Source organism: Frankia sp. AiPs1, from assembly GCF_023716945.1.
Taxonomy (GTDB): Bacteria; Actinomycetota; Actinomycetes; order Frankiales; family Frankiaceae; genus Frankia.
On the sequence record NZ_JAMQQF010000151.1, the window covers coordinates 1 to 12,220 of the forward strand.

12 protein-coding genes are annotated in these 12,220 nt (G+C 72.1%); 3 read left to right on the forward strand and 9 right to left on the reverse strand.

Annotated elements, in window-relative coordinates; translation table 11 throughout:
• On the forward strand, positions 1-571 hold a 571-nt coding region (locus ND748_RS15285; protein WP_251746476.1), incomplete at its 5' end, for a class F sortase.
• 127 nt (positions 572-698) lie between these two features.
• Here the strand turns inward: ND748_RS15285 and ND748_RS15290 are convergent.
• The 6 genes from ND748_RS15290 to ND748_RS15315 all read right to left on the reverse strand — a co-directional run bounded on the left by ND748_RS15290 (position 699) and on the right by ND748_RS15315 (position 6,376).
• Positions 699-1,943, reverse strand: coding sequence for an ABC transporter permease (locus tag ND748_RS15290; protein WP_251746477.1), 1,245 nt, complete (start codon positions 1,941-1,943; stop codon positions 699-701).
• Positions 1,940-2,635, reverse strand: coding sequence for an ABC transporter ATP-binding protein (locus ND748_RS15295; protein ID WP_251746478.1), 696 nt, complete (start codon positions 2,633-2,635; stop codon positions 1,940-1,942). Before ND748_RS15295 ends, ND748_RS15290 begins: the two co-directional genes overlap by 4 nt.
• Positions 2,632-3,684, reverse strand: coding sequence for an HlyD family efflux transporter periplasmic adaptor subunit (locus ND748_RS15300; RefSeq protein ID WP_251746479.1), 1,053 nt, complete (start codon positions 3,682-3,684; stop codon positions 2,632-2,634). The genes ND748_RS15295 and ND748_RS15300 overlap by 4 nt, the downstream gene beginning before the upstream one ends.
• Positions 3,685-3,695: 11 nt before the next feature.
• Complete coding sequence (locus tag ND748_RS15305; protein WP_251746480.1) at positions 3,696-4,220, reverse strand: hypothetical protein; 525 nt, start codon at positions 4,218-4,220, stop codon at positions 3,696-3,698.
• 139 nt (positions 4,221-4,359) lie between these two features.
• On the reverse strand, positions 4,360-5,718 hold the full coding sequence (locus ND748_RS15310) for a cell wall metabolism sensor histidine kinase WalK (protein WP_251746481.1): 1,359 nt from the start codon (positions 5,716-5,718) through the stop codon (positions 4,360-4,362).
• A complete protein-coding gene (locus ND748_RS15315) occupies positions 5,711-6,376 on the reverse strand; it encodes a response regulator transcription factor (RefSeq protein ID WP_251746482.1) in 666 nt (221 codons plus the stop codon). The genes ND748_RS15310 and ND748_RS15315 overlap by 8 nt, the downstream gene beginning before the upstream one ends.
• Positions 6,377-6,867: 491 nt before the next feature.
• Here ND748_RS15315 and ND748_RS15320 point away from each other — a divergent pair, with 491 nt between their 5' ends.
• The gene (locus ND748_RS15320; protein ID WP_251746483.1) at positions 6,868-8,247 is read left to right on the forward strand and encodes an EAL domain-containing protein; all 1,380 of its coding nucleotides are present in this window, start codon (positions 6,868-6,870) and stop codon (positions 8,245-8,247) included.
• Here the strand turns inward: ND748_RS15320 and ND748_RS15325 are convergent.
• Positions 8,177-9,001 carry a DUF3159 domain-containing protein gene (locus tag ND748_RS15325; RefSeq protein ID WP_251746484.1) on the reverse strand — a complete coding sequence of 275 codons (825 nt, stop codon included), beginning with the start codon at positions 8,999-9,001 and terminating at the stop codon, positions 8,177-8,179. The genes ND748_RS15320 and ND748_RS15325 overlap by 71 nt on opposite strands.
• Before the next feature lie 248 nt (positions 9,002-9,249).
• On the opposite strand from ND748_RS15325, the gene ND748_RS15330 reads away from it, so the two are divergent.
• Positions 9,250-10,476: an ABC transporter substrate-binding protein gene (locus ND748_RS15330; protein ID WP_251746485.1), complete on the forward strand. Its 1,227-nt coding sequence runs from the start codon at positions 9,250-9,252 to the stop codon at positions 10,474-10,476.
• Between the two features lie 77 nt (positions 10,477-10,553).
• Here ND748_RS15330 and ND748_RS15335 read toward each other — a convergent pair whose 3' ends face one another.
• Together ND748_RS15335 and ND748_RS15340 are read right to left on the reverse strand one after the other, a co-directional pair.
• Entirely contained in the window at positions 10,554-11,255 is a 702-nt protein-coding gene (locus ND748_RS15335) for an ABC transporter ATP-binding protein (protein ID WP_251746486.1), read from the reverse strand.
• A partial coding sequence (locus tag ND748_RS15340) for an ABC transporter ATP-binding protein (RefSeq protein WP_251746487.1) occupies positions 11,255-12,220 on the reverse strand: 966 nt, incomplete at its 5' end. The genes ND748_RS15340 and ND748_RS15335, both read right to left, overlap by 1 nt.

The window sequence follows — 12,220 nt, forward strand, 5'->3', positions numbered from 1 at the left end:
GACCGGCACCGCCGGGACGACCGGGGCAGCCGCCGGGTCGACCGGGGCAGGCGTCCCGGGCGGCGGTGGGAGGCCGCAGGGGCGTCCGAGTGCTGCGGCGGGCGCCGATCCGGGCCGCCGGGCCGAGGGGCAGGCGGCGGCGCCCGTGCGGATCCGGATCCCCGCGATCGGTGTCGACGCCACCGTCGCTCCGCTCGGCCTGGACGCCGCCGGGACTCTCCAGGCGCCGACCGACTTCGCGGCGGCGGGATGGAACGTCGCCGGCCCCGAGCCCGGCGAGAACGGAGTCGCCGTCGTCGCCGGCCACGTCGACTCCACGATCGGTCCCGCCGTCTTCTTCCGCCTCGGCGCGCTGCAGCCCGGGGCCCGGGTGCTCATCGACCGCGCGGACGGCTCGACCGTGACGTTCGTCGTGCAGCGGTTGGTGCGCTATCCCAAGTCCGCGATCCCGGCCGCCGAGGTCTACGGCGGCAGCCCTGGGTCGCCCGCCCTGCGCCTGATCACCTGCGGCGGCGCCTTCGACCATGCCAGGGGGCACTATCTCGACAACATCGTCGTGTACGCCGCATAGTCGTGCACGCCGACTGGTCGTGCACGCCGACTGGTCGTGCACGCCGACTGGTCGTGCACGCCGCGCGGCGCCGTCGCGCCCGGGCCGCGGAGGGACGGGATCCAACGATCGCCTGACAGCGTCGCCGTCAGATGGGGCGTACCGCCTGCGCGGGCTCGAGCCGGGCGGCGCGACTGGCCGGGTAGAGGCCGGCGAGTCCCCCGACGACGAGCGCCGCCAGCACCCCGCCGGCCAGGCCCGCGAACGGAACCTCGATCGGCCAGTCCATGCTCAGCCCGTAGCCCACGGTGATCGCCGTCCCGAGGGCGACGCCCGCGACGCCGCCCAGCGCGGCCTGTACCAGCGCCTCCACCAGGAACTGCGTCCGGATGTGCCGCCGGGTGGCGCCGAGAGCCCGCCGCACCCCGATCTCGTTGCGTCGCTCGAGGACCGAGATGACCATGACGTTCGCGATGCCGACCCCGCCGACGAGCAGGGCGACGCCACCGAGCCCGAGCAGCAGCGTGGTGAAGGCGGTGTCCGTCGCGGCGCGCGCCTCGAGGGCGTCGGACGGCCGCGTGACGTCGACCTCCTGGGGGGAGGTCGGATCGGCCGTGGCGGCGGCCACATCCCGGACGCCGTCCATGTCCGCGGGACTGGCCCGCAGGTACACCGTGGTCGGCGAACCCTGGTAGCCGAACTTCTGGGTGGCGACCTCGGTACTGATCAGCGCCGCGTTGTCGAGCTCCGGGGCCAGGGGCATCGCGTCGAGCACCCCGACGACGGCGAACCACTGATCGCCGATCCACAGCAACTGATCCCCCGCGGCGAGGTCCACGCCCTGACGCCGGGCCGCCGTCGCACCGATCACCACCGTGGGATAGGAGCGCGGCCCCGCTGCCAGCCAGTGGCCGCTGCGGAGGTGGCCGTTGAGGGTGGTCAGCAGGTCGGGCTCCGCGGCCAGCACCACCGTTCCCCGGGTGTTCGTCGGCGGCATCTGGTCGCTGCGGCGCACGATGACGTCGAGGTGGGCGGTCGCGGCGACGGACTGCACATGGTCGAGCAGCGACAGCCGCCCCACGGAGTCCGGTGGGAGCTGGGGGGTGTCGTCCCCGGCGAGCGACTGGCCCGGCGTGACGGTCAGGTAGTTCGTGCCGAGCTGGTCGAGAACGGCCAGCACGTTCGCCTTCGACGAGGCCGAGATCCCGATGACGGCGACGATGGCCGCGATGCCGATCGCGATCCCCACCGAGGTCAGCAGGGCCCGACCGCGACGCCCACGCAGACCCACCACCCCCAGGCCGAGCGCATCCCGGAAGGTCAGCACCGAGCGCTGCAGGCGCCGGGGCTGCTGCTGTTCGTCCACGCCGGACGCGACCGGTGAGACCGTCATCCCGTCACCCCGTCCAGCTCCGAAGCCACGATCCTCCCGTCGCGGATCCGGACCCGCCGCGGCGCCGAGGCCGCGATCGCCGGATCGTGCGTGATGAGGACCAGGGTGGTCCCGTCCCCGTTCAGCTCGCGGAACAGACCCATGATCTCCTCCCCGGTCCGCGTGTCGAGGTTTCCGGTCGGCTCGTCGGCCAGCACCAGGGCCGGCTCACCCACCAGCGCCCGGGCGATCGCGACCCGCTGACACTCGCCCCCGGACAACTGCGCGGGCCGGTGCCCGATCCGGTGACCCAGGCCGACCCGGGTCATCGCCGCCGCCGCGCGATCCCGCCGCTCGGCGGCCGGGACACCCCGGTAGACCAGCGCGGTGGCGACGTTCTCCCACGCCGTCAGGCTGGCCAGCAGGTGGAAGGACTGGAACACGAAACCCAGCGAGTGCCCCCGCAGCGCCGACAGGCGCTCGTCGTCCAGACCCGCCACGTCGTAGCCGTCGATGCGCACGGTGCCCGAGGTCGGCTGATCGAGGGCACCCATCAGGTTGAGCAGCGTCGACTTGCCCGAACCCGAGGGTCCGATGACCGCCACCCACTCACCGGTCAGCACCGTGAGGTTCACCCGGTCGAGCGCCCGCACCGGCGGCGACCCGGGGTACTGCCGGACGACGTCCACCAGTTCCAGCACGGGCCGAGTCACTGGGGCACCTCGATCGCGGTGCCGGCGGCCAGCTTGCCGCTCACCTGGACGAACCCGTCGCCCCACGCACCCAGGATCACCGGTACGCGCTGGTGCTTGTTCTTCTCGCCCACGACGTCCACGGCATAGCCACCGCCGGGCACCGCGACCACCGCCGAGACCGGGACCGCGAGCACCTTCTTCGCCGTCACGGTCGTGTAGTGCACCGTCACCGGGGCGAGATCGAGGCTGGCCGCGATCTTCGGGTCCGTCAGCGCCACCTTGACCTTGAACACCTGCTTGTTGTCCGCGTTCATCTCCAGCGTGGTGCCGACCGACTCGATCGTGCCCGCCGCCGTCTGGCCCGTCGGCAGGTCCACCTTCACGGTGGCGCCCTGGGAGATGAGGTTGCGGTCCAGGGGGTTCAGATCGAGCGTCACGATCTTGTCCGTGCTGGCGACCGTCAGGATCGAGGTGTCCGGCTTGGCGAACGCCCCGACCTGGCCGCCGAGCTTGGCCACGTGGATGCGGCCCGGGGTGAAGATCAGGTCGCCGAGGGCGGCCGTGCCGTCCACGACCGCGCCCGTCGCGGCCTGCAAAGCCGTCAGCCCGTCGGTGGTCTGCGCATCCCAGTGCGCGTCCGGGAAGGACGCGGACTTCGTGCCGTGACCGAGCGCGAGCAGCGCGGTTTCCAGCTCCAGCACGTCGGCGCCGTCGCTCATGCCGGGCTGCAGGTCCCGCCACACCGGCACTGCCCCGTCGAGCAGCACGACGGGCCGATCGTCCACCCGCAGCAGCACCTGCCCGGAGGGCAGGTCCGCCCCCACCGGCGGCAACCAGGTGATGGTTCCCGACCGGGCCGGGAACAGGTCGCGCAGGTCACGGTAGGCGATCACCCCGCTGAGCGTCTGCGTGAGAGTCAGGTCCCGCACCCTGACCTCGGCGGTCGCCACCCCGGCCTGCTCGCCAGCGCCGGAGTCCGAGCTCAGGCGCTGCGCCAGGAACGCCCCGCCGACGGCCAGGCCCAGGAGCACGACGAGCACACCGAGGACCAGCGTCCGCTTCGTCATTGCCAGGCTCCTCATTCCTTTCCCGTGGTCCCCGGCTGGCAGGCCTGCAGGGCCTTGCTCACGGCGGGGTCGTTGCGGTCGAGGTTCTTGCCGAACGGACCACCGGCCTGCCCGGGCACGGGGTCGGGCACGGTGATCCCGTTGCTGCGCAGGCAGCCGGCCAGCGCGAGCAGTTCGTCGTTCTTCGCCGCGAGCTGATCGGGATCCTGCTTCCCACGTTCCTGCACCACGCCCGCCAGGATCCCGGCGCACGCCTTGTCGGCCGTCTGGAACGCGACCGACGAGGTGTCGACGCCCTGGTACAGCGATGCGGGATTGCTCGGCTGCGGATCCGGTACCTGGACTCCGTTGTCCCGCATGCACTGGGCGTAGGACAGCATGGGATCGCCGGTCGGGCTCGCCGCCGAACCCGGCGCCGCCGAGGCCGCCGCCACCGGATTCCCGCCGGCGTCGTCGCCGCTGCCCGAGCAGGCGACCAGCGCCAGCAGCGGGAGGAGCAGCAGGAGAAGCAGACGTCCGTTCAGGAGTCGTGTCATCGGCGATCGCCTCCGAGAATCCGGTGCCAGTCACTGTCTGGCGGCAACCGTGACCCATGAACCTGCAACGCAGCTGAGCTCACCTGAGAGGGAGCTGAGTGCCCAGGCCAGCGGCTCGCACACGCCGGCGGCCGGGCGGTCAGGCAGTGATCGCCCCCGGCAGCGGCAGCCGAACCTCGAAGCGAGCACCGCCAAGGGGTGCCGTCCGCACGACGACGTCGCCCCCGTGGCGGCGGGCGATGCTCCGGGTCATCGCCAGGCCCAGGCCGACCCCGCCACTCGACCGGTCCCGGCCGGCGTCCAGCCGGAAGAAGCGGTCGAACACCCGCTCCCGCTGCTCGGGCGGGACGCCGGGGCCGTCGTCGTCGACGGTGAGGACCGCCCGGTTGCCCTGCGTGCCGAGCCGCACGGCCACGGTCGCGACGGCGTGGCGGTCGGCGTTGTCGAGCAGGTTGCGGGCCAGGCGGGCGAGCTCCGCGGCGACCCCGAGGACCTGGACGGGTTCGAGGGACACGGTCAGGTCGACGTGGCTGACGGTCGGCAGCTCGCCCGCCACGACCTCGTCGAACCGCAGCGTCTCGACGGGCCGGGTCACCGTCAGGTCCTCGGATCGGGCGAGGACGAGCAGGTCGCCGGTCAGGCGTTCCAGGCGGCGGGTGTCGGTGTGCAGGCGGCCGGCGACGGCACGCCAGTCCGCCGCGCCGCGGTGCGTCAGCGAGACCTCCAGCTCCGCGCGCATCGCGGCAAGTGGGGTGCGCAGCTCGTGGGAGGCGTCGGAGAGGAACTCGCGTTGCACCCGGGCGCCCGCGTCCAGGCGGTCGAGCATCTCGTTGAGGGTTCGCGCGAGGCGCTCCACCTCGTCACCCGTCTTCGGCTCCGGTAGGCGTTCGGCCAACGTGGAATGGCTGATCGCCTCCGTGCGCACCCTGAGCGCCTCGATCGGCCGCAGCGACCGGTCCACCGCGAACCAGGTCAGCAGCCCCACGACCAGCGTGAGCAGGGGTGCGGCCACCACCAGTGACCGTTCCACCAGGTTGATGCTCTGCGAGATCTGGCCCAGCCGGGACACGGCGATCACCGTCCGCCGGCCCTGCGGCGTCATCACCGTCCGCGAGGCGACCCGCAGGTCCCGGGGCGGTGCCTGCTGCGGCACGACACCCGGCTGGGGCGACGGGCGCGACGAGGGGACGGGGCGCGCCGAGGTCGCACCCGGCGACGCCGCGGGCAGGACCGCGACCACCCGGCCCGCGTCGTCCCGGACCTGGATCGCCGTGATGTAGCCGGCGGGGACGCCAGGGCGGTCGGTGATCGGCTCGCCGCGAACCAGGGCCTGCGCCACCCGGTCCACCTCGGCGCTCGCGGCGGCCTCGGCTCGGCCGAACAGCGTCCGGGACATGGCGACGACGAACAGGACGGAGGCAGCCGCCAACGTCAGGCCGACCGCGAGCGTGACCGTCAGGGTCAGGCGCACGCGCAGGGAGCGCAGGAACCTAGGCATCGGGATCCAGCAGGCGATACCCGAGGCCCCGCACGGTGGCGATCCGGTCGCTGCCGATCTTGCGCCGCAGGCTCGACACGTAGACCTCGACGAGGTTGCCCTCCCCGCCACCGTCCAGACCCCACACCGCGGCCAGCAGCCGGTCCTTCGACAGCACACGGCCGGGGTTGCGCAACAGGACCTCGAGCAGCGCCCGCTCGCGCGGCTGCAGCGACACCGGCGCAGCGCCGACGGAGCAGTCGCCCGATCCCGGGTCGAGCACCAGGCCACCATGGCTCAGCAGCCGCGGGCGGGGGCTGGCGCCGCGGCGCGCCAATGCTCGCAGCCGCGCCGTCAGCACCACAAAGGAGAACGGTTTGCGCAGGTAGTCGTCCGCGCCGGCGTCCAGACCGTCCGCCTCGTCGTATTCGCCGTCCTTCGCGGTCAGCATCAGCAACGGCGTCCAGACCTTGTCCGCGCGCAGCCGGGTGGCGACCGCGTAGCCGGTCATCGACGGGAGCAGGATATCGAGCACGATGACGTCATGGGCGCCCTCGCAGGCCTGCCAGTATCCCTCGAGACCGTCGTGGACGACGTCGACGTCGAAACCTTCGGCGCGCAGGCCCGAATACAGCACCTCCGCCAATCGCACGTCATCCTCGACCACCAGAATCCGCATATCCCGATAATCCCCCAGGAAGCCGGCGGCCTCGGCATCGACGCCGGCGTCCGGGCCGCCGGCCCGCCGCGCCGAGACACCCCGACGGGTGCGATGGCGACCGCCGGTCAATCATGCGGGGGCGGCGAATGGAATTCCCTGGGTATGGTCGGGATATCGGCTGCACTTTCGCGGCGACAACGGGTTCGTTCCGCCCGCCTGCGATCGGTGCGATCAGTGCGATCGGTGCGCGGGAAGGGCGTCTTCGTCCGCCGCCTTCGTGCTCGCGGAGCCGGCCGGCTTCCCCGGGACGCTGATCTCCAGCCGGTCCGTCCAGGGCATCGGCGGCCGCGGTCGGGGCGGTCCGCGGCGCTGGCCGGAGCGATCAGGCCGCCGCCAGCCGCTGGACCCGGCCAGACCGCAAGCGGAACGCACATGTTGGCGTACGACCGGTTACAGGGGGCACGGCGGGGGCAGGCCCCAATCGCGGGGACGGCTGGGGGTGAGGGGCGATGGCACGGGCGGAGTCGGCGTCCGAACCCTCCCGGGGCGGGATCGAACCGGACACGACGGTCATGGAACTGCTCGGCATACTGCGCCGTCACCTGGGGATGGATCTCGCCTACCTGGCACGGGCGGACGGCGAGGATCTCGTCATCCAGGTGCTCAACGGGGCGGGCGGTCGGTTCGGGCTGGCGGCGGGGGCCAGGGTCCGACCCGATCCCGCCTCCTACCGGAGCCTGCTGGCCGGCACGCTGCCCAAGGTGATTCCGGACACCCGGTGTGATCCCCTCCTGATCGATCTGCCGATTGTGCGGAGGATGGGCATCGGGTGTTACGCGTCGGCGGTGGTGACCGACAAGAAGGGCGAGGTGTTCGGGGTGCTCGGCTGCATCAGCCGGGATCCGCGGCCGCATCTGCGGGAGCGGGACAGTCGCTTCCTGGGTCTGGCCGCCGAATACCTCAGCGACGCCGTCCTCGACCTGCACCGCATCTGGGAGGCGCGCAGCCGGGTCTGGTGCAGCATCAGCGAACTCATCGACGCCGGCGGCCCGGAGATCGTCTACCAGCCCATCGTGGACCTGGCGACGGGTCGGATCGCCGCGGTGGAGGCGCTGTCCCGATTCCCCGGCGAGTCGCGCCTGCCCGGCGAGCCACGGCTGCTCGACGAGCCACGGCTCCCACACGAGGCTCGTGAGCCGCCCCGCGGCCCGCGGGGCTGGTACTTCGACGCCACGACCATCGGCCTGAGCGCCGAACTGGAACTGGCCGCGATCCGCCGGGCGCTGCGCGCGCTGCCCCAGCTACCCACCGCCGTCTGCCTCACGGTCAACGCCTCGCCGGCCACCATCATCTCCGGACTTCTCGACGTCCTGCACGATGACGAGACCTGTCGACGGCTGATCGTGGAGATCACCGAACACGAGTACTTCTGCGACGACGCCGAGGTCCTGCGCGGCGTGCGGGATCTGCGTTCCCGCGGCGTGCGAATCGCCGCCGATGACACCGGGACCGGCTACGCGGGGCTGGAGCAGCTCATCGAGCTGCACCCGGACATCGTGAAGCTCGACTATGTGGTCACCCACGGGATGGACACCGACCCGGCCCGCCGGACGACCGCCGCGGCCCTCGTCATGATCAGCAGGGAGTTCGGGGGCCTCGTCATCGCGGAGGGCATCGAAACCCCCGGCGAACTGGACACCGCTCTCGACGTGCACATTCCCTACGGGCAGGGATTTCTCCTCGGCGCCCCGGCCGCCACCCCGTCCCTCGCCTGCGCGGGACGCACAGGCACCGGTCGGGGGCGGCGGCCGGACGGGCTCAGGCCAGGCGGGAGCGGGGGGCGCGCAGCCCCTCCAGCCGGGCGACGCGCCACGACCAGGCGACGGTGATCGCCACGGCGGTCGCGGTCACGGCCGTGCCGGTAACCCCTCGGATCGCCACGAACACGGCGGTGGACTGCGACACCAGCAGCCAGAAGGTGAAAGCGGCGTTGCCAAGATTCACCGCAGCCCACAGGAGGGTCAGACCGAGAAACAGTCGACGCACGCCGATCCGCTCGGTGACACCCGCGGGCAGCGGGCAGAAATCGCCGGCCAGCCGGTGGACCAGTGGCCGGGGGGTCAACGCCGACAACAGGAAGATCATGCCGATCACCCCGGCGACGATCACCGGTTGCAGGAAGTAGATGAACGCGTTGCCATTGATGATCACAATAACTGTGCGGACGGTGAGCCCGACCGAGGAGAGGATCAGCAGGGCGGGGATGCGTTGGCGCCGCACAACGCGCCGGCCGAGGGCGACATAGCCCCAGGCCACGGCGGTCAACGCGGCAAGAGTGAGACCACCGAGATGCAGAAAGATCAGGAAAAGCGCCGCAGGAATGACCGTCGCCTCGACCAGATGCGGCACCGCGTGTTTCGCGATGCTTCGGGGCCGGGGCAACTGAACGGCGGCCAGGTCGGTCACGGGCGCGGAGCCCGGCTCGCCCACGGGTGGACGCGGGGGTGGACGCGGAAGCGCCAGTTCGGCGGTCGGGTGAACGTCGGAAGAGACATGAGCTCCTAAGGGGCCATCCCCGGGTCGGCGATCACGCTGGAGGTGAAAACGGTACGCGACGATCGGTCGCGCGCCGCAGCGCCCCACCCCCGATGTGCCGATGTGGTGCTATGCGTGTCCGGGGCGGCCGTCTGCGCAATCCACGCCCGCCGACGGGAGCGTGTCCGCGGTCTCACCCCTTTTCGGTAGAGTCCTGTCGTCAGTAGGACACTTCCCCCCATACCCCGCAGATTCCCTATCGCTGCATGTCCGGCATGCCCACACCCGCCCCTGGCGAGTGGGGATCCGCGGCCACGCGGCGCCTTCGCTGCTGCCCATATTTCGGAGCAACCAACATGCGTCGTGACGTAACGCGAGGTATCGCCGCGATCGTCCTGGTGCTGACCGCCGGGGTCAGCGCCTGCTCGTCGGGCCGGTCGCCGGCCGTCACGGCCGCCCCCTGTCCCACCGCGGGGGTGAGCCCGCAGGAGATCCGGCTCGGCCTGCTGTACTCCGACACCGGAGCGAGCTCCGCCACCCTGGCCGTCGCGCGGGCCGGCGTCGACGCCCGGATCGGCCAGGCCAACGCCGGCGGCGGCATCAACGGACGCAAGATCGTCTACGACTGGCAGGACGACCCGGGCACCCCCGAGGCGAACACGCTGGGTGCCCGGAACCTGATCGAGGGCAAGCAGGACTTCGGCCTCATGGAGTACTCCGTGACCGCGGGCGCAAGTGCCCAGTACCTCGCCGACCGGGATGTTCCGGTGAGCGGCCTGGCCATCGGCGACGCCTGGCCGAAGTACCGCAACATGTTCTCCTTCTCCTACACCACCGGCGGTTCCGTCGACACCTACGGCCAGTTCGTGCAGTCCCGCGGCGGGACCAGGGCGGCGCTGCTGCGCACCGCGCTGTCCAGCGAGGTCGGGAACGCCGGTGACAAGCTGGTGGAGAGCCTGCAGTCCGTCGGCATCCCCACCGTGGCCCAGGTCCCCTACACCCCGGGCGCGGACAGCCCGGCCGCGGCCGCCCAGAAAATCATCGACTCCGGCGCCGACACCATGCTCGCCGTCGTCGACGCCGGTGTCGCCCTTCCACCGGTGCTCACCGCCCTGCGCGCCGCCGGCAAGCACATGAAGGTGATCCTTTCGGTCAGTGGCTACGACAACGAGCTCCTACGCCAGGCCGGTCCCGCGATGGCCGGGGTCGTCGTCCCGGTGTTCTACCGGCCGTTCGAGGCCGGTGGCCTCGCGATAGCCCGCTACACCGCCGCGATGAGCAGCTACGCGCCGCAGGTCCAGAATCCCACCCAGGAAATTGCCATGATCGCCTACATCAACACCGACCTGTTCCTCAAGGGGCTGCAGATGGCCGGCCCCTGCCCGACCAGGAAAGGCTTCACCGCCGCCCTGCGCTCGGTGACCAGCTATGACGCCGGCGGACTGATCGAGCCGCCGATCGACATCAGCAATGGCCTGGGCAAACCCACCACCTGCTGGTCCTTCGTCCAGGCCAACGACACCGGCACCGCATTCACCATCGTCGACCAGAACCGGTGCGGCCGAGCCCTGCCCGCCGCCTGACGGCCGCAAAGGTTGATAGCCGCCGGCCGCTGGCCACAAAGACTGGTGGCCGTAGTTCCTCTCCTGGTTGAGGTGTGTCAGGTCCCGAGATAGCCGCGCAGCAGCGAATTCTGGTCGAGATCGCCGGCCGGGCCGTCGAACGTCACCTGGCCGCGGTCGAGCAGCACCACCCGGTCGGCGATGTCGAGCGCGCGCTGCACGTACTGCTCGACGAGCAGCAGCGCGACGCCCGACGCGGCCAGGGCCCGCAGCGAGTGGAAGATCTGGTCGACGACGGCGGGCGCCAGGCCCATCGACACCTCGTCGAGCAGCACGATCCGAGGCCGGGCGAGATGGGCCCGGGCCAGGGCGAGCATCTGCTGCTGGCCGCCGGAGAGGGTGCCGGCGCTCTGGCCCAACCGCTCCCGCAGCACCGGGAACGCCGCCAGGGCGACCTCGATGGAGGAGTCCGTCGCCCACGGCGGCACCTGCATCCGCAGGTTGTCCCGAACGGTCAGGCTGCGGAAGATGCCCCGTCCCTCGGGGATGTGGCACAGCCCGTCGCGGGCCCGCCGGTGCGCGGGCGCGCCGGTGCGGTCCCGGCCGCCGACGAGGACGCGCCCGCGGGCGGCCGGCAGCAGGCCGGTTGCCGTGCGCAGCAGCGTCGTCTTGCCCGCTCCGTTGGCTCCGAGCAGTGCCACGACGGAGCCGGGCCGCACGGTCAGATCGACCCCGCGCAGCACGGTCGTCCGGCCGTAGCCGGCTTCCACGCCACGCAGTTCGAGGACGGTGTCGGCCATCACTCGCCGCCCGTGGTCAGGCTGGCCGAGTGCGGGCGGACCGCGTCGGCGGCGGACTCCGGCGGGTCGGACGGCGGCGGGTCGGACGCCAGCGGGTCGGTCTCGCCGAGGTAGGCGACGCGTACCACCGGCGACGCCATGACCTCCGCCGGGGTCCCGTCGAACACCGGGCGGCCGAAGTCCAGGACGTACACGTGGTCGCAGATCGCGGTGACCAGGCTCATGTCGTGCTCCACGAGAAGGATGCCGACTCCGTGCTCGTCGACCACGCGTCGCAGGATCTGCCCGAAGTGCCGGGTTTCCGCGCGGTCGAGGCCGGAGGAGGGTTCGTCGAGAAGGAGGAGCCGGGGCTGACCGGCCAGGCAGCGCGCGAGCTCGACCAGCCGGCGTTGCCCGGTCGACAGGGAACCGGCCACCTGCCCGGTCAGGTCACCCAGGCCGCAGGTGCGCACCGCGGAGTCCGCCGCGGCGTGGATGTCACGCGAGGTCTGCGGGGTGCTGGCGAGATGGCGCAACGCGTTGGGTCCGGCCCGCCGCCCCTCCGCCCCGAGGACGACGTTGTCCCACACCGTGAGGTTGTCGAAAAGCTCCATCTGCTGGAAGGTGCGCCCCAGGCCCAGCCGGGCGCGGGTCGACGCCGAGCGCCGGATGATCGACCGGCCGTCGAGGAGGACCTGGCCACGCTGGGGCCGCAGCAGCCCCGAGCACACGTTGAACGTCGTCGTCTTGCCGGCGCCGTTCGGGCCGATGAGTCCGGTGACGTGCCCCGTGGCGGCCCGCAGCGTCACCCCGTCGACGGCGACCAGGCCGCCGAACGCCACCCGTGCGTCACGGATCTCCAGCTCGGCCGGCGGCACCTGGGCGATCGGGCCGGACGACGGCGGCTCGGACACCGCGGCGTCCCGCAGGCGGGCACCGCGACCGCCGAGCCCGCCGCGACCATCGAGCCCACCGCGACCATCGAG

Bases quoted from the DNA above. Each gene is read 5' to 3' on its own strand.
- ND748_RS15290 (WP_251746477.1), bottom strand. From the start codon at position 1,943: ATGACGGTCTCACCGGTCGCGTCCGGCGTGGACGAACAGCAGCAGCCC.
- ND748_RS15300 (WP_251746479.1), bottom strand. From the start codon at position 3,684: ATGACGAAGCGGACGCTGGTCCTCGGTGTGCTCGTCGTGCTCCTGGGC.
- ND748_RS15305 (WP_251746480.1), bottom strand. From the start codon at position 4,220: ATGACACGACTCCTGAACGGACGTCTGCTTCTCCTGCTGCTCCTCCCG.
- ND748_RS15310 (WP_251746481.1), bottom strand. From the start codon at position 5,718: ATGCCTAGGTTCCTGCGCTCCCTGCGCGTGCGCCTGACCCTGACGGTC.
- ND748_RS15315 (WP_251746482.1), bottom strand. From the start codon at position 6,376: ATGCGGATTCTGGTGGTCGAGGATGACGTGCGATTGGCGGAGGTGCTG.
- ND748_RS15320 (WP_251746483.1), top strand. From the start codon at position 6,868: ATGGCACGGGCGGAGTCGGCGTCCGAACCCTCCCGGGGCGGGATCGAA.
- ND748_RS15330 (WP_251746485.1), top strand. From the start codon at position 9,250: ATGCGTCGTGACGTAACGCGAGGTATCGCCGCGATCGTCCTGGTGCTG.
- ND748_RS15335 (WP_251746486.1), bottom strand. From the start codon at position 11,255: ATGGCCGACACCGTCCTCGAACTGCGTGGCGTGGAAGCCGGCTACGGC.